Origin of the sequence: Paenibacillus sp. FJAT-26967, from assembly GCF_001541095.1 — a bacterium.
GTDB lineage: Bacteria > Bacillota > Bacilli > Paenibacillales > NBRC-103111 > Paenibacillus_F.
Genome location: NZ_LMXH01000003.1, coordinates 46,929 through 62,796, shown reverse-complemented (window position 1 = coordinate 62,796; position 15,868 = coordinate 46,929). Strand labels below are relative to the sequence as shown.

At 43.4% G+C, this 15,868-nt stretch carries 16 protein-coding genes; 1 reads left to right on the top strand and 15 read right to left on the bottom strand.

Annotated features, from left to right (window positions below; all coding sequences use genetic code 11):
* Positions 1-23: 23 nt before the first annotated feature.
* From AR333_RS14925 to AR333_RS14865, 14 genes are all read right to left on the bottom strand, one after another.
* Complete coding sequence (locus AR333_RS14925; RefSeq protein WP_068776172.1) at positions 24-959, bottom strand: NAD-dependent epimerase/dehydratase family protein; 936 nt, start codon at positions 957-959, stop codon at positions 24-26.
* Positions 956-2,086 carry a glycosyltransferase family 4 protein gene (locus AR333_RS14920; RefSeq protein ID WP_068776171.1) on the bottom strand — a complete coding sequence of 377 codons (1,131 nt, stop codon included), beginning with the start codon at positions 2,084-2,086 and terminating at the stop codon, positions 956-958. The genes AR333_RS14925 and AR333_RS14920 overlap by 4 nt, the downstream gene beginning before the upstream one ends.
* A gap of 3 nt (positions 2,087-2,089) precedes the next feature.
* The gene (locus AR333_RS14915) at positions 2,090-3,115 is read right to left on the bottom strand and encodes an NAD-dependent epimerase (RefSeq protein ID WP_068776170.1); all 1,026 of its coding nucleotides are present in this window, start codon (positions 3,113-3,115) and stop codon (positions 2,090-2,092) included.
* 12 nt (positions 3,116-3,127) lie between these two features.
* Positions 3,128-3,943 (bottom strand): glycosyltransferase, encoded by an 816-nt coding sequence (locus AR333_RS14910; protein ID WP_216638981.1) that lies wholly within the window; start codon positions 3,941-3,943, stop codon positions 3,128-3,130.
* 28 nt (positions 3,944-3,971) lie between these two features.
* Positions 3,972-5,099 carry a glycosyltransferase gene (locus AR333_RS14905; protein WP_156430922.1) on the bottom strand — a complete coding sequence of 376 codons (1,128 nt, stop codon included), beginning with the start codon at positions 5,097-5,099 and terminating at the stop codon, positions 3,972-3,974.
* 20 nt (positions 5,100-5,119) lie between these two features.
* Positions 5,120-6,499 carry an O-antigen polysaccharide polymerase Wzy gene (wzy, locus tag AR333_RS14900; protein WP_068776167.1) on the bottom strand — a complete coding sequence of 460 codons (1,380 nt, stop codon included), beginning with the start codon at positions 6,497-6,499 and terminating at the stop codon, positions 5,120-5,122.
* 18 nt (positions 6,500-6,517) lie between these two features.
* On the bottom strand, positions 6,518-7,807 hold the full coding sequence (locus AR333_RS14895; RefSeq protein ID WP_068776166.1) for a lipopolysaccharide biosynthesis protein: 1,290 nt from the start codon (positions 7,805-7,807) through the stop codon (positions 6,518-6,520).
* A gap of 10 nt (positions 7,808-7,817) precedes the next feature.
* On the bottom strand, positions 7,818-9,680 hold the full coding sequence (locus tag AR333_RS14890) for a nucleoside-diphosphate sugar epimerase/dehydratase (protein WP_068776165.1): 1,863 nt from the start codon (positions 9,678-9,680) through the stop codon (positions 7,818-7,820).
* A gap of 295 nt (positions 9,681-9,975) precedes the next feature.
* Positions 9,976-10,665, bottom strand: a complete 690-nt coding sequence (locus AR333_RS14885) for a CpsD/CapB family tyrosine-protein kinase (protein ID WP_068776164.1) — start codon at positions 10,663-10,665, stop codon at positions 9,976-9,978.
* Positions 10,646-11,407, bottom strand: a complete 762-nt coding sequence (locus AR333_RS14880) for a YveK family protein (RefSeq protein ID WP_068776163.1) — start codon at positions 11,405-11,407, stop codon at positions 10,646-10,648. Before AR333_RS14880 ends, AR333_RS14885 begins: the two co-directional genes overlap by 20 nt.
* A gap of 146 nt (positions 11,408-11,553) precedes the next feature.
* Positions 11,554-11,871 (bottom strand): PqqD family protein, encoded by a 318-nt coding sequence (locus AR333_RS14875; RefSeq protein ID WP_068776162.1) that lies wholly within the window; start codon positions 11,869-11,871, stop codon positions 11,554-11,556.
* Between the two features lie 11 nt (positions 11,872-11,882).
* Positions 11,883-13,004, bottom strand: a complete 1,122-nt coding sequence (locus AR333_RS14870; RefSeq protein WP_068776161.1) for a nucleotidyltransferase family protein — start codon at positions 13,002-13,004, stop codon at positions 11,883-11,885.
* A complete protein-coding gene (locus tag AR333_RS25625) occupies positions 13,001-13,126 on the bottom strand; it encodes a hypothetical protein (RefSeq protein WP_268893049.1) in 126 nt (41 codons plus the stop codon). Before AR333_RS25625 ends, AR333_RS14870 begins: the two co-directional genes overlap by 4 nt.
* 165 nt (positions 13,127-13,291) lie before the next feature.
* Positions 13,292-14,083, bottom strand: coding sequence for a tyrosine-protein phosphatase (locus AR333_RS14865; RefSeq protein WP_068776160.1), 792 nt, complete (start codon positions 14,081-14,083; stop codon positions 13,292-13,294).
* Between the two features lie 464 nt (positions 14,084-14,547).
* Here AR333_RS14865 and AR333_RS14860 point away from each other — a divergent pair, with 464 nt between their 5' ends.
* Positions 14,548-14,922, top strand: coding sequence for a helix-turn-helix domain-containing protein (locus tag AR333_RS14860; protein WP_068776159.1), 375 nt, complete (start codon positions 14,548-14,550; stop codon positions 14,920-14,922).
* 335 nt (positions 14,923-15,257) lie between these two features.
* Here the strand turns inward: AR333_RS14860 and AR333_RS14855 are convergent, their stop codons facing one another.
* A complete protein-coding gene (locus AR333_RS14855) occupies positions 15,258-15,776 on the bottom strand; it encodes a tyrosine-type recombinase/integrase (RefSeq protein WP_068776158.1) in 519 nt (172 codons plus the stop codon).
* Between the last annotated feature and the right edge of the window lie 92 nt (positions 15,777-15,868).

The following is a 15,868-nucleotide window of genomic DNA, read 5'->3' as shown; positions in this document are numbered from 1 at the left end:
TCCAATTCCTATCTCTAAACTGATTACAGCAGTACTTTCGTCTTGTGAATGGATTGGTAATACTCGACTGTCTTGTTAAGACCCTCAAGAAGACTAATCTGCGGTTTCCATCCCAGAACCTGCGCAGCTTTGGAGTTATCCAGATAACTGTGAAGAATATCGCCTTCTCTCGCCGGCGCAAGCTGCGGACGCAAATCCGTCTTATAGATATCTGCAATTATGCTGTACAAATCTGAAACAGACGTTGGGGAATTCGTGCTGATATTAACAACTTCCCGACTTCCCCCATACATGGCTGCAATATTCGCTCTTGCTACGTCTCCTACATAGATAAAATCCCGGGTCTGCAGGCCGTCCCCAAAAATAACCGGACTCTCTCCGACAAGAAGTTTGTCTACGAATATGGAGACAACGCCGCCCTCACCTTTAGGGATCTGCCTCGCCCCGTATACATTCGCGTAGCGCAGAATGGTGTAATCGAGGCCCGTTAAATCAGCGTACATGCGGATATATTTCTCAGGCGTATATTTCGAAATGCCATAGGAGGACAAAGGCTGGATGGGGTGCTGTTCGTCAATTGCCAGGTAGTTCGGATTGCCATACACAGCAGCAGAAGAAGAGTATATAAACTTGCGGGTTTGATGAGTTTTGCAAAGTTCCAATAAGTGGATCGTCCCTAGAATGTTAATCGCCGCATCATACTGGGGATCATGCAGCGATTTCTGAACATCAATCTGAGCGGCAAGATGGATGACGACTTCCGGAGACTCCGATGCGAATATCGCCTTCATATCATCGGATTCAATGGATACGTGATAGAACTTCGCTTCCGGGTTTAAATATTCTTCATTACCTGTGCTCAGGTTATCCGTTATAACAACCTGATGGTTCTCCTGAATCAATTGATCCACCACATGAGAACCGATAAAACCTGCTCCGCCCGTAACTAATACCTTCATATCCCCAACTCCTTATATACCAGTTCCATATTTGTAATAATTCTTGGAAGCGCGAATTCTGTTAGAACACGCTCGCGCGCATTATGGCCGAACAATCGTCTTCGTTCCTCGTTCAACAAGAGCTCTTTCATTTTTTGGGCCAGCAGCTCCGGACTTTTGACAGGAACCAAATATCCCGTCTCTCCATCCCGGATAAGATCCCGGTTTCCCCGGATCTCGGTGGCAATGACAGGAATCTCCATCGCCATCATCTCCATGATGGATCTGGGCAAACCTTCCCTCAGAGAAACCAAAAGACCGATATCCGAGATGCTCAGTACCTCCGCTATATCGCTTCGGTATCCTAAACACTGGATTCGGTCTTCTAAATTTTTGGATATAATGATCTCCTGAATTTCTTCCAAACTGCTTCCATTCCCCACCAGAAGCACAATAAAATCTTCCACACCGCTCTTCTTCAAACAATCGGTGGCCTCTACGACATCAATCTGTCTCTTATTACCGTTAAATTCGGCAATATGGGTGACAACTTTGGTTTGAGGGGCTATACCCAGTTCATGCTTAAACGCGGCTTTAGATCCTTCATCCACCACCGGTTTATATAACTCGGTGTCAATACCGACACCCTTAATATAAGAAATTTTGTGGGCAGGGACAATTTGCGAAGCCGCAATCTTATCGTCCGTATTAATAACAACTAGCTTATCCGTTCGGTAACCGGCTAATTTCTCCGCCCATTTAAAAAGGAAGTTCCCAAGGAAACTTCCGTTCTCGTTAAAGTGAAATCCATGAGCCGTATACAGCACTTGGGATCTTGTGAAAATGCTCGCCAGCCTTGTGACAAATGAAGCTATAGGCGTATGCACATGAATAAGGTCATATTTATTCGTAAGCAGCAGCTTCCTGATCGCCAGGAATGCTTTTAAGTTATCGGGGCTTTTAATGCTTCTATGAAAAGAGATTGCGTGTAATGGAACATCAGGAAGCTGCTCCTCGAGCCAATTCCTGTCCAGCACACCCGTCGCGATCTCCACATGATAGCCCCTCTCCAGAAAATACCGGATATGCGGCAGGAGGAAGGCCCTCACAGTTGTATCAACAGTCGTAACGAATAATACGTTTCTCATGCTTCACCGACCATCATTAGTTTTGGCGGAAACTGCAGGTTCATTTATTTGGTAGTAATCCAAATACCAGCTCACGAAATTCCGGAGGCCCTGTTCCAATGACGTCGAAGGCGAGAAGCCGGTATCCTTCTTCAATTCCTCAATGTCTGCAAACGTTTCTTTAACGTCGCCCGGCTGCATTGGAAGCAGCTCCATAACCGCTTTTCTATCCAGATGCTGTTCTAGGATGCGGACAAACTTCATTAATTCAACAGGTTGATTGTTGCCGATATTATAGATTTTATAAGGGGCCGTTGAACTGCTCAGTTCACTTTCGAGTCTATTGGCAGGCGGGCAGTCAATCAGTCTGACTATACCTTCGACGATATCGTCGATATAAGTAAAATCGCGCCGCATTTCGCCATGATTAAAGATCTGAATTGGCTTACCTGCAAGAATTTTTCCCGTAAAAGAAAAATAAGCCATGTCCGGACGTCCCCAGGGACCATAAACCGTAAAAAACCGGAGGCCTGTAGTCGGAAGTCCGAACAGATGGCTGTATGTATGTGCCATAAGCTCGTTGGATTTCTTGGTTGCAGCATACAAGCTAACAGGATGATCTACATTGTCCGTGACGGCGAAAGGAATCTTCTTGTTGGCCCCGTACACAGAGCTTGAGGACGCATAGATCAGATGATCCACTTTATAATGCCGGCAAGCCTCAAGAATATTAGTGAAGCCGGTAATATTGGAAGAGATATAGGCCGAAGGATTTTCCAGACTATATCTTACGCCCGCTTGTGCCGCCAGGTTGATCACGATTCTGGGATTATATTGTTCGAAGACCGCGTTTAATTCTGTTCCGTTCTCAAGACCTAATTCATGGAATTTGAAATTTTCACTTTGCAGCCATTTCAGCCGATCCCGCTTTAACTGGACGTCATAATATTCGTTTAAGTTATCCACGCCTATTACGTCATATCCGTCCTGCATAAGGCGTCTGGAAAGGTGCGCTCCGATAAAGCCCGCTGCCCCTGTTATTAGAATCATGTTAACCTCCTGTTACGAATGGCTTTTACTAAAAGACTTTTTAAATTGTATATTGCGGTAAATATCTTTTGGCAGCACTCCTACTAAAATAGGCTTAATAGCGTATAATAAACCAGTAAATTTCTTGTTTAATTTCCAACATCCCTTCCAGATAATTTGAGCTTCAGACAAGCGATACCTAAACTTTTTTTTCAAATAGGAGCTTCTTGTAATCCTATATAATAATAATTCTTCCTCCAGATTATAAAAATTAACACCGCACGAAATAAAATGGAACCATAACGCATAATCCTGGCATCTTCTCAGAGATGCATCATAGCTCCCTATCTGATTAAATAATTCTTTTCTAACAAGAACAGAAGGATGGATAACAGGATTTCCTTTACAAATATTTTTTGAGTTTGGTATACGTGGAGTAATAATGCTTCCCTTCAATACCCCGTCTTCATCAATTATCTTCGCAAATGAACCTAGAACACCAATTTCTTTATTAGTCTCCATAAAGTCAAATTGTTTAGATAATCGATCCATCAGCATAATATCGTCACTATCGTGTCTAGCAATATAAGTCCCGTTAGCATTTTGTATGCCCATATTTAAAGCGTTAGCTAACCCTTGGTTCACTGTGAGATTGATTACTTTTATACGCGGATCTATGGTGCTATAATGTTGGATTATTTCACTAGACCTGTCTCTAGAAGCATCATTAATAATGATGCATTCCCAATTAGTGAATGTCTGATTCAATATAGAATTTATACTCTCTTCTAAATAATTCTCATCATTGTACACACTCATAATAATGCTAATGTCAACCAAATAATCCACTACCTTCAACTTTTTTTATAAGCCTAACTTAAGCGCTATCCGCCTTCATTACTTCAGTAATAAGCTGAGAATATTGATTGGTTGCTTTAATTAAAGAGAAGGGACTGTTATCTATAAGTAAACCCTTGGTTTTTTTCCATTCTTGCTTTATAAGTAATTCTTTTGTTTGTTCTACAATTTCCTTCAAATCCCCTCTGCTTACGATACGCCCATGCACACCATTTTCCAACACTTCTTCAGTACCGGTATGAGTATTCGTGGCTACAATTTTTATGCCACAGGCGACCGCTTCAATCAACGCGGTTGGTAACCCTTCATAATCTGAAGTTTGAATGAATACAGACCCTAAGTTCAAGTAAGGAAGTGGGTTTTCTACAAATCCCAGGAGATCAATAGTCCCATTTAGATTCAACAAATCTCTTTGATTCTCGAGTTCTTTCCTTAGTGGACCTTCTCCTAAAATAATGCCCCTTACAGGGATCTTCAAATTGTTTAATTCTTTTACAGCTTCTAAAAATAGATCAAACCTTTTTTCCGGTACAAGACGGCCTAAGCCAATAAGCACTGGAATTTCTTCCTGAAACCATGGATGACTACATGGAGCCTTAACGCGTGCTGCAAAATCATTTCCAATTACGGGATTGTAAATAACTCTGATTTTTTTCTTATCGACCTTTAAAATATGTTCAATTTCCATTCCTAAACCTTCTGAAACGCCCACGATTATATCACTGTCTCGATAGGCCCACTTTCTAATTGAATTTGCTCCAAAAAATCTTTTTCGACTAATCGTACTGTGTTCACATAGAATCGTTTTAAATTTCAATTTACCTATTTTTTTGGCCAGTATCGTAAGTACGTTAATTTCCCATAAATGTGATATTACTACGTCTGGTTGGATTTCTCTTAATTCATTCACTATATGCTTCAATGAACTTCGTAATCGAGCCGATTTCAACTCTGTTATTGTTACGTGAGAAGGAATAAGATCGACATAGGGTCCTTCATTCCTATTAACTAACAGATGTAAATCATAAATTTTTGGATTAAGAGCGGATAGTAACATGGAGACTACTTTTTCTGCCCCTCCTCCAGCCAATGAAGTGATAAAAAAAAGAACCCTAATTTTTTTAGGGTTGCCGTTCTTCTCGTTCAACAAAATCACGCCTTTGTTCCTTATTTTATAAGATTAGCCTCGTATGGAAAGGAAGCTTTCCTTTTAGATAGGATGACCGAAATCACAATGATACCTCCCAATGCAAGAGACATTATCAAGAAGCTGCTAAAAAAAGATTGAAATGAACTTCTTTGGAATGAGAGAACAAGCCCAATTAAAATGTACTTCAATAGACCTTTATTGTTAAGTCTGCTTATCAGGTAGCCAATCAACATGTACACCAGGATAATACCCGCATATTTTCCATTCATCCATGCTTGTGCTATTGGTGAAAAGCCTACTCCCCCGCCGCTTTTATAAGTATAGGGAAGATAGTGTGAGACATACCATTCAGACAAGTTCATCGGTTTATTATGGCCGGTAATTGCCAGATATACATTGGAGGGTAACATATACATCATAGCCGTAATATACGAAGCGTCCGCACCATTCCAGCCATCATTAGAAATGATTTTAGTTGAAATCTGAAAGGCCGCTCCAGTTTCTCCTGATGAGAATGCCCAGTCTTCTTTAGGTAAATTGAATAAGTCCGATTTAGTAATAATGCTATCTCTTACATTTGTAAATATTGGAGATAACATAATTAAGTATACTAACATGATGAGAATACTTTTCCTCGTATTAATTGTAACAAGCTTCCTATGGAGTAAGGTTGCTAATACTGGGAGAGCCACAATTATTATGTATGCCCGACTTCCCATACCGAAAAATAAAAAGGAGCATACAACCATTAGACCTATTAGTAAATATCTTACCTGCTTCAAATTATTTACAGATACTGCAAGTGTTAAAAATCCAGCGCCAGTGAGTTCTTTAAAAGGAAGAGTTGAACCTCCAAGATTACGCTGAGCGTAAAAATAATCCATCCGATTAGCGACACCTAATACATTAAATCCACCTAAGCGATACAGATCATACAGCATCGCTAAAAGCCCCAGGAATAGTATTGTAATACCCGCAAAATTCAAGCTGCTGTAATGTAAACCCTGAACTACACTTTTAACTTTATGATCCCTACTTTTTAAAAGAGCCTGACTCAAACTTATACCGATGATTAGAGAAATACTTGCCAGCACATAAACTACAATTGATTTATAGACCTGTTCATAGGAATAATCATGCAGCAGTCCTAACGTATAATCCAATGGGTATGCAATACCGTATAACGTAAAGAAAACCATAAAAAGAACAACCAGGTCACTATATATGGAGATGGGTTTTCTCTTAGTAATATAGATTGTTAAAAAAATTGAATTTATAGCTAAAAAGATTAAACACATAAAACCTATGGTTAACACATACTCAGATACTTTCCATGCAACAATTTGGAGTATAAGCAGCACAAAAGAGAGTAAAATTAAATTTCTTAAGATACGCACAGCTTAATTCCTCCATAATTAATCTTTACTGGCAACTGTCCCTATATTACCAGTACTTCCACGTTTATAGAGATGGAAATAGAATATAAACAAACTCCCTATTACCTGAGCTATATTTCCAATAATCAACGAATAGGCAGCTCCTTCTAGACCAAGACTTGGAATCAAGAGATAACACGCGAGTAACAGGGACATATTAATAAATAAGAATAAATATACTTGTGTACCAAATATTCTTGCGGCTGTAAGTCCATATCCGATAAGAGATCCGAGATATCCGATACCTGCACCTATAGTGATTAAAGTAAAGATGTGAGAATACTCACTATAAGAAGAGCCATACAGAATTGAAAGAATCGGTTGCCCCAGGAACACTACAATACTAATTGCACTTAAAGCCAAAATAATAAAAAGCATACCTATTTTCATTAATAGCGTGTAAAAACTGTTCAACTTACCACTGGAATAATACTTAGCTAATCTGGGACTAGCACTTTGCCCGAGTGCAGATATAACAGTTGTACCTGCAACCATCACGTATGCTAATGCAGAAAAGTATCCGAGTTGTTCCGTTCCCTCGTAGCCGGAAATAAAATATCTTGGGATGTTGGTATTTAAGGATATTAATAACATTACAAAACCCATCGGCAAACTTATTCGTAAAAGTGGCAGCAGTGATTTTAAAGAAAGTGTTGGTGTTAAAACGGAAAAAATTCTGCTCTTCGGGATATCGTAAACAATTAAAATCAATAGCCAAGATACCATGTAAGTCAATAAGCTAATCGTTAAATCCCCTGTAACATAGAGCATACCGCTTGTGACCAATAAAGATGCTACGCCTCTTACAATTAAGGATATAGAGATAAAGTCCATTTTCTCGTTATTTTGTAATAGACCGTAGATAATATCACTTATTGATTCAGCAGCTTTGGATAAAGCTATCAGAAAAATAATAAGTTGAGTTTGCACATCGTAACCGCTAATTATTATAAATCCTCCTAATACAATCAGGGCAAGGAACGTAGTACATATTCTTAATCCTATATATTGACTAAAAGGCATATTTTTATTTGCATCTGTCGCTAATACTGCTCTTAGCTGAAGGTTCAGAAACATAAATACCGGAGCGGTGACAGCAAGTGCTAGAGCAAACTGGCCTACCATCCTTGCATCGCCTAATTTTGCCAAGGCCATCAATATTCCCCACTGACAAAGTGCATAAATAATATTCCCCAATAAGGTCCATGAAAAATTCCTACTTAAAGATAAACTCCCTTTAGAAATCTTGTTTTCTAATGTGCTGGACATAGATTTCTCCTTATACTAACGACAACTCTTTTTCTTCAGTTTCCGTTGTTTTAATCTGCTCACTCTTAAATGTAGGTACGATGTTCTGGAGTAATTCACATATTACTCTCGGTTCCTCTTTCATAACCTTATCCAGCTTTTTGATTTCAAATTCCAAGTAACTTCTTTGAAGACTTGTCGGCTTCCCGATAAAAATACGATTGTGTTTGGTGGAGCTGATGCCTTCTTCGCTGGTAAGCAGCTCCTCGAACAACTTCTCCCCCGGCCTTACCCCTGAGTATTCTATCTGTATATCCACTTCGGGCTCAAATCCCGACAACCGGATCAAGTCTCTAGCCAGATCACTGATCTTAACAGGAGCTCCCATATCCAGAATAAAGACCTCTCCGCCTTTAGCGATCGCGCCAGCTTGAATCACTAACTGTACAGCTTCTGGAATCGTCATGAAATAACGGATCATATCCGGGTGTGTTACGGTAACAGGACCCCCACTTCGAATCTGCTGCTTGAATCTGGGTATAACACTTCCTCTGCTTCCAAGTACGTTGCCAAAACGAACAGCCGCAAATACGGTAGTGCTGGTTGCATTTAAACTTTGCACCAACATTTCGGCAATCCGCTTGGTCGTTCCCATTACACTAGTGGGATTCACCGCTTTATCCGTAGAAATAAGAACAAAACGTTCAGCGGAATACCGGTCGGCGCATTCAGCTACATTCTTGGTACCAAAGACATTATTCTTGATAGCCTCCGACGGATTCCTTTCCATTAATGGGACATGCTTATGAGCTGCTGCATGAAAAATAACTTGTGGCTGGTACCTCTGAAAAATATGATCAACACGCTCCCGATCTTGGACATCCGCTATTAGAGTCTCCAACTGCAGCTCTGGGAACTTCGATCTTAGTTCCATTTCAATGTTATAAATGCTGTTCTCTCCATGACCCAACAGCAGCAGCTTATCCGGGTGAAAGGGCGCTATCTGGCGGCAGAGTTCCGAACCAATAGAACCGCCTGCACCCGTAACCAGCACAGTTTTGTTCTCGACATAATTCGCTATACCCTGCAAGTCTGTTGTAACAGGCTCTCTGCCAAGCAAATCCTCCACTTCCACATCCCTGATTTCTTTGATACTCACCTTACCGCTAATAAGGTCGTTCAGAATGGGGATTATTTTCAGTTTGGCTTTGGTGGCTTTACAAATCTCGATAATTTCAGACAGTTCTCTCTTGGAAGCAGATGGAATTGCAATGATAATATCGTTAATTTCATGTTTTTCAACAACTTGAACAATGGAATTCCGGTCACCCAGAACAGGAATTCCATAAATCTGAAACGTCTGTTTTCTTGGGTCATCGTCAATAAAGGCAACCGGAGTTATGATTGCCGCCTGGTTCTGAATTAATTCTTTGGCAATAATACTGCCGCAATCGCCGGCTCCAATGATTAATGCCTTATTCTGATGATTTTTTTTCCTCTGATACGAATCCGTAAAAATACGCCACGCAAACCTCACTCCTCCTGTCAAGAACAAGCTGGATTGCAAAGCTCCTACAAAGACGGACAAAGGTATCGCCAGGCCGGATAAAATATAAACAACCATGTAAGTAACGGTTCCCCCTACCAGGGAAGCTCTAATGAGAGAATATAATTCACCTACGCTTGCATACTGCCAAATACGGCTGTACAACTTAAAAAAATGAAAGCTTCCCGCCGTAACCAGCAGAGCGGTTATTATGTAGATTCCTGCCTGGGTTCTGTAAACCTCCGGTACATCACCTTCGAAACGTATGAAATAGGAACCGATAATACTCAAAGCAACAATCAACATATCTACTGCTACCAGTGTCAATTTACGTCTTCTAAAAATCATGGGCTCCCTCCACTTTCTCCAGCAAATTATTAGGAACACAACCTGCGTTCTTCATTTGTTTTCCTCCATTACCGGTTTATCTACTAAAAAAGCGAGTTATGTCGTTTTACAGGGCAAAACAACATAACTCACCTTTCTATAAAAATAGGATCAGGGGCATTCAACCCCACCTCACATCATACCCTCGACGATTAACGTCTAAGGCGCCTGCAGCGCCCACAGCATGACCGAGTGCCTACACGTGATAAAGGTGCAGTAGGCATGACCTTGTTCAAATAAAACGAAGGCTTAAGCCTTACGCTTGCTCACCGTAATAGTAGTAGTAAGAAGATTCTTTCTTAGAGACCGCCTTGTTGTTGAGAACGACACCGAGAATACGCGCGTTCACATAGTTGAGTTGACTGAGTGCCTTCTGAGCACGGTCGCGTTTTACTTTGCCGTGATTGATAACAAGAACGACACCGTCTGTTTTGGCTGCAATAATTTGAGAGTCCGTTACGGCAAGTAAAGGAGGCGAATCGATTATGACAATGTCATACCAGTTGCGGACTTCTTCCAGGAAAGTCTCCATTCGGTTAGACCCCAGCAGCTCCGCCGGATTAGGAGGAATCGGGCCCGAAGTCAGCAAGGTCAGATTAGGAATCTCCGTTTCGATCAGTGCCTGATCGCCTTCCTGGCGACTGACCAGAATATGAGTTAGTCCCGTTCGATTGGATACATTGAAGGTTTTATGAAGGGTCGGTTTTCTAAGATCCGCATCGATCAGAAGTACTTTCTTATTCTCCTGTGCATATGCGATGGCAAGGTTGGCTGCGGTCGTAGACTTGCCTTCCTCCGGCTGAGCGGAGGTAATTAGAATACACTTGATTTCATGATCTACAGAAGAGAACTGGATACTAGTCCTGAGGGTACGATAGGCCTCTGCAATGTGCGATTTAGGGTTGGAATGAGTAATCAACCGTTGGTTAGTGGTTAACGCCGGCATAGACCGAATCACCTGCAACTTTCTGTTCCGGTTTGGATGGTGGAGCATAGTGCTTCATATCGTTTGGCTTGATCCGTGTAATGACTGACAAGGTAGGGAGCCCCAGATATTGCTCGATTTCCTTTTCGGATTTAATCGTATCGTCCAAATATTCCAGCAAGAATGCCAGACCAATACCCGCAATAAGCGATAAAATAAAAGCAAGAATGATGTTCATTTTTGCATTTGGTGACACAGGGAATGGTAATTCCTCCTGTTTGGCCTGATTAAGAAGGGTTACGTTATCCACCTGCATAATTTCTGGAATGTCGGTTTTGAACACATTCGAAATGGCGTTCACCAGTTTTACCGCCGTCTCATGACTGTAATCTGTCACGGTTATGGTCAGCACCTGCGTCTCATTAACCGTGCTGACTTTGACCATCGATATGATCTGTTCAGCCGTCAGATCAAGCTCCGGAAGCTGGGCCGCAACTTTATCCATAATGGCCGGGGTTCGGATGATTTCCTTGTACGTGTTGACCAGCATGATACTCGCGCTGACTTCGCCATAATCGATCCGTGCAATACCGCCCGCCTGATAAGATGAATTGACCACGAGCTTCGTACTGGCTGAATACTGCGGCTTTATGAAGTAATAGCTGACCAGACCCGTAACCAGACAAGAGAGAACAACAAGGGTCGCAATCAGCCAGATCCGTTTACGCAGAATTTGGAAGTACTCTTTCAAATCAAGTTCCATTAACACTTGACCTCCGGTGTAGATAGAATGGGTTTATTTTTAGAACTTTACGTATCACATGGATAAATTTTTTGTTACATTTTGTATCATAAAAGACACAGATAAGATCCTGTTCGTTCACGACGAAGAATACGTTCTTCCGATGCTCAAGAGTATGCCGTACGGTACGGAAGACTTGTCGGCTCTTTCTCCACCGCTTCTATAACCTCTACCAGCTCGTATTCGCCAAGCTGCTGCAGAAACAAGTGAATGTCATGTTCAGCCGTCTCGTAAGTGGTCTCGTATTGTTCCTGCATACAAAGTACAAGCTCATGCACCGTTTTAGCTTCGGCTAGCAGGGACCATATGATGCCGCCTATTTCATTTACTTTCGTTATGCTCTGCCGGTTCATGTGCATGATCACGTATTCCCCGTCAAGCAGCATGACTTCGGTATCTTGATGACGCCTAAATTTAGTGTTCATGCAGCGATCTCCTAAACATATTTTTTCAATTTGACGAAACGAGACAGGCGTTTCCACCTTTCGGAATAGACTGTTTTCATATGCCTCCAGCGCGAGACCTCCTTCTCTTCACTCAGAGCAAGCAGGGCCGGGTGGACATATGGAACAAAGTAACACCCAAGCCATGACCCGATATAGACAGGCCGGTCATACACCTTTATCAGATGATACAAGGTGCTGTACAGCATCTGACCGGGTCCTTTTAAATCCATCTGAACTGTCCGGATCAGCCTGTAAGTCCACAGTACCGGAACTTTCGGTTTCTCTGTTGTCAGTACCCGGAGTCCGGGGAACAAGAACCGGACGGCAGATAAGGCTGTCTGCAGCCGTTTATAGGTATGTTCTCTCCTAGCCCTCGAAACAATCTCTTGGAGCTGAAGTTCATCCCCTAACTTCATCATCATCTGAACGATATCTAGAAAATAACGTATGGAATTCATCCGGTGTTGAGAACCGTGTAAACAAATACAATAAAAGGTGTCCTCCGCATTCATTCTTCTGGCGCAGCGGTAGGGTTGCAACTGGTGAGAATTCAACCAGAGCTGCTCATAGTCGATTCTGGCCGTATGATGTTCAACAAGCCCCCAATGAATCTCCACCGTAATCGGCAGCAGACCTGCACCTTCCTTGGTACAGACGACATGATGGGAAGCATCCGACCCGTCAAAGATACAATATCCTGCCTGCTGGACCAGTTTCACTACGGCAAGCAAATCATCCGGCCGGACCAGTATATCGATATCAGTCGTCCCCCTGGCGCCCACCCCGCCGAAAAATTGTTCACTAAAGTGAACGCCCTTCATAAGCAGGACTTCCAATTCTTCATCATCCAGCAAGCGGAGTAACCGGTCCGTCTCGGACTTCAGGAGCACGTTCTGATACAGCGTTGCTTCCGACTTACGGGCCAGATGTTCCTGAAGAAAGAGCGGGAGCTCATGAAGTCTCCCTTTCTCTTTCAGCATGTGGAACACCTGAGCCGTGATGGAGAACAAGTCGGAATCCTCGGCTATCAGCGTGTATTCCTCTTCAGTGAAGGAGAATGCACCGCCATCCACATACAGGTCGTTCAGAAAACGAACGAGAGGCGGTATCATCTGCCGCATCCTGGACTGCCGACGTGCCCGCCGTTATCACACGGATGAGGCTTCGATGGCCGGGTCTCGAACACGATCTGCTGATGCTTCAGAACAGTCGGTGCGGTATACGTCTTCTTCACTCGCTTCACTCCTTGCGGATCATATTTATGAAAGAACCTTCGCTATATTGCTGCAGCGAATGTTCTATTCATACATTTCATTCAACTCATTTGATACGATTCGTATCTAACAACTCTAACTTTATGATACGATTCGTATCTTGTCAAGCGCAAAATGTCCTATCCCTACCCTTTTACTCGAATATTGAAAGGCCAGGCATCCAGCACGCGCGGAATCGACAATCCTCGCGCTACCACCCCCGGAATAATCGCCTCGTTCATGGCGACATATTCCGCGTTCGCCCGGAACGTCCCGACCAGATCGGGACTCAGCTTCCGGGCGATGCTGGCGTACGCCTCCGCCAGCTGCCACTTCCTCGCCGACACGTCATGCGCGTCGGAGGCGAGGAAGTGTGCCGCGTTCGTGCGGCACAGCCGCAGAGCGAACGCCTGCATGCGGCGGCCGAATGCACCCGTGACGGCTCCTGCCGTCACCTGCAGCAGCAGGCCGCCTTCGATCCATTCGCGCAGCCGCTCCGGCTCGCGCTGGATCTCGCTGCTGCGCTCGGGGTGTGCGAGAATCGGGACGATTCCGCACACCCCGAGCTCGTGAAGCAGCTCGCCGAATCCGGCCGGCACCCGCCCGGCCGGCAGTTCCAGCAGCAGGTAGCGCGAGCCCCCGAGGGTACAGAGCTTGCCGGCTGCCAGGTCTCCCAGGAGCGAATCGGAGATTCGTACCTCGTGACCGGGAAGCACGGCAAGCGGGATGCCCCGGCTGTCCAGCTCATGCTGCAGGAGCTCCACGGCGCCGATCACTGCGGGCGCCTCGTTGTTGTAGGCACCGCCATGATGCGGCGTTGCCACGACCCGGGAAATGCCGGCACCGACTGCCTGCTGCGCCATCTCTACCGAAGCCGCCAGATCCGGGGCACCGTCGTCTAATCCCGGAAGGATGTGGCAATGAAGGTCAATGTCCATAATCCTTCCCTCCTCAGCTGCCGGTCACGCATGCGTACCGGACACGTTTGCGGTCTTTCTTGAAAGCCGCCCGTTTATTTTCAATAATGGACAGACGGAAAACAAGTTTGAGAGCGGCGGCATCTTAGTTAAGCGTATGTTTAACGACAGATTTTATGATACAATCCCAAACATTTCATAAGTTCTGAAGCGGCGAATATACATTAATAACTTGCCAGAAAGAGGTTAATACTTCTTTTTAAAGGAGTTTTGATGGTTCATGAAGAAACATTTTATCGACAAATAGTTGCATTTTGTATCAAAAAAATTATAATTTCAATATATCGATCTTTCGCGTTCTTACTCCAGTCAAGCAGTAAGTCCACCCTTTTTCTTGCAAGCTAGAAGAGGTGGCTCCGGTTTAGACGAGCAGCCGACATGGTTATACTATTACTACTTTCCAGTGAAATGAGAGGAATACTAAGATGAACAAACATGGGGATCGCATTGCCGGGCTCCGGGAAAAGCACGCTTTGACTCAAGAAGAGCTCGCAGGCAAGCTTGGAATCTCTAGAGCGGCCTTGTCACACTACGAGACGAGTCGGCGGGAGCCGGATTACGAAACAATGAACAAAATTGCTACTTTCTTTAAGGTTTCTGCGGATTATTTACTCGGAAGAACGAACAACCCGCAGGCAGTACTTGACGATGATGTAAGTGAATTTGTGAATAGCTTGGACTTATCCGATGACAAAATTCTCGACAAATTTGCTTTGACGATAGACGGCCGTAAACTTACGGCGGAGGAAGCCAAACGTTTTATTGCTTTTGTGAGGGCAGATCGCTCGATGTCCGAATAAGATTCGCTGGATAACCGAAGTGTTATCCCCGCTATGTGCTCTGCTTCAAGCCTAACTGCTCGATAATTTTTTTAATGTCGATTTCGATTTTTTCTTTTTTGGCCATAGGACCCTCACCATCTGGTAGTAGTGGTAATAAAATACAATCGCCTTCATGGATTTAATTTATGATACATCTTGTATCCATGTCAAGTACATTTTGTACCCATCTTTTGTCCCCGTGATTTGAGGCGTTATCCACGGAATCGCCTTTCAATTCGGGTCTATAATGGAACCGCATACACGATATTCTTAACCGGATACCCGGATCTTCGGCTCCTTTGAACGACTCTGACCTATCCGCTGTTCCTGCTTTCGATTCCTATGTACTTAAACGTAACAGAAGGAGCCGAATGATTGAATAAATCACGAAGTACGGATATATTCTTGGTCCGCTGGTAGTAATGGTAACCGAATGTTTTACGAAGGGTATGGGTCCCTATATCGCTCAGTCCTACATGTTTGGCCGCTTCATTCAGAATACGGTAGACACGAATACGTTTAATCGGTTTGCCTGTTTTCTGAGAAGGAAACATATAATCGTCCTCGTCCATATACTGGGTATATTCGCTGATTTCCGCCTTTAAATCGTTATCGATCTGGAAAGACTTGCTTTTACCCGTCTTTTCTTCCGTAATGTGAATAAGGTTCTTCCCTTTAAGGTCCTTCACGCGAAGCCGCAGGATATCGTTGAGGTGCAGACCCGAATTAATTCCGATTGTAAAAAGCAGCCAGTCCCGCATGGAATGGTTCTTCAGCACTTCCTGAAGAGCGGTGATTTTCTCAGGGTCACGAATTGGTTGGGCCACTTGCATGTAAAATATCCCTCCATATTTCTTTAATTTTCTCTATTATGATACATTTTGTATCACCGAAATTATAGCATATCGTTTTGGGGGGTGGCTAG

Bases quoted from the DNA above. Each gene is read 5' to 3' on its own strand.
- AR333_RS14925 (WP_068776172.1), bottom strand. From the start codon at position 959: ATGAAGGTATTAGTTACGGGCGGAGCAGGTTTTATCGGTTCTCATGTG.
- AR333_RS14920 (WP_068776171.1), bottom strand. From the start codon at position 2,086: ATGAGAAACGTATTATTCGTTACGACTGTTGATACAACTGTGAGGGCC.
- AR333_RS14915 (WP_068776170.1), bottom strand. From the start codon at position 3,115: ATGATTCTAATAACAGGGGCAGCGGGCTTTATCGGAGCGCACCTTTCC.
- AR333_RS14895 (WP_068776166.1), bottom strand. From the start codon at position 7,807: ATGTCCAGCACATTAGAAAACAAGATTTCTAAAGGGAGTTTATCTTTA.
- AR333_RS14890 (WP_068776165.1), bottom strand. From the start codon at position 9,680: ATGATTTTTAGAAGACGTAAATTGACACTGGTAGCAGTAGATATGTTG.
- AR333_RS14885 (WP_068776164.1), bottom strand. From the start codon at position 10,665: ATGCCGGCGTTAACCACTAACCAACGGTTGATTACTCATTCCAACCCT.
- AR333_RS14880 (WP_068776163.1), bottom strand. From the start codon at position 11,407: ATGGAACTTGATTTGAAAGAGTACTTCCAAATTCTGCGTAAACGGATC.
- AR333_RS14875 (WP_068776162.1), bottom strand. From the start codon at position 11,871: ATGAACACTAAATTTAGGCGTCATCAAGATACCGAAGTCATGCTGCTT.
- AR333_RS14870 (WP_068776161.1), bottom strand. From the start codon at position 13,004: ATGATACCGCCTCTCGTTCGTTTTCTGAACGACCTGTATGTGGATGGC.
- AR333_RS14865 (WP_068776160.1), bottom strand. From the start codon at position 14,083: ATGGACATTGACCTTCATTGCCACATCCTTCCGGGATTAGACGACGGT.
- AR333_RS14860 (WP_068776159.1), top strand. From the start codon at position 14,548: ATGAACAAACATGGGGATCGCATTGCCGGGCTCCGGGAAAAGCACGCT.
- AR333_RS14855 (WP_068776158.1), bottom strand. From the start codon at position 15,776: ATGCAAGTGGCCCAACCAATTCGTGACCCTGAGAAAATCACCGCTCTT.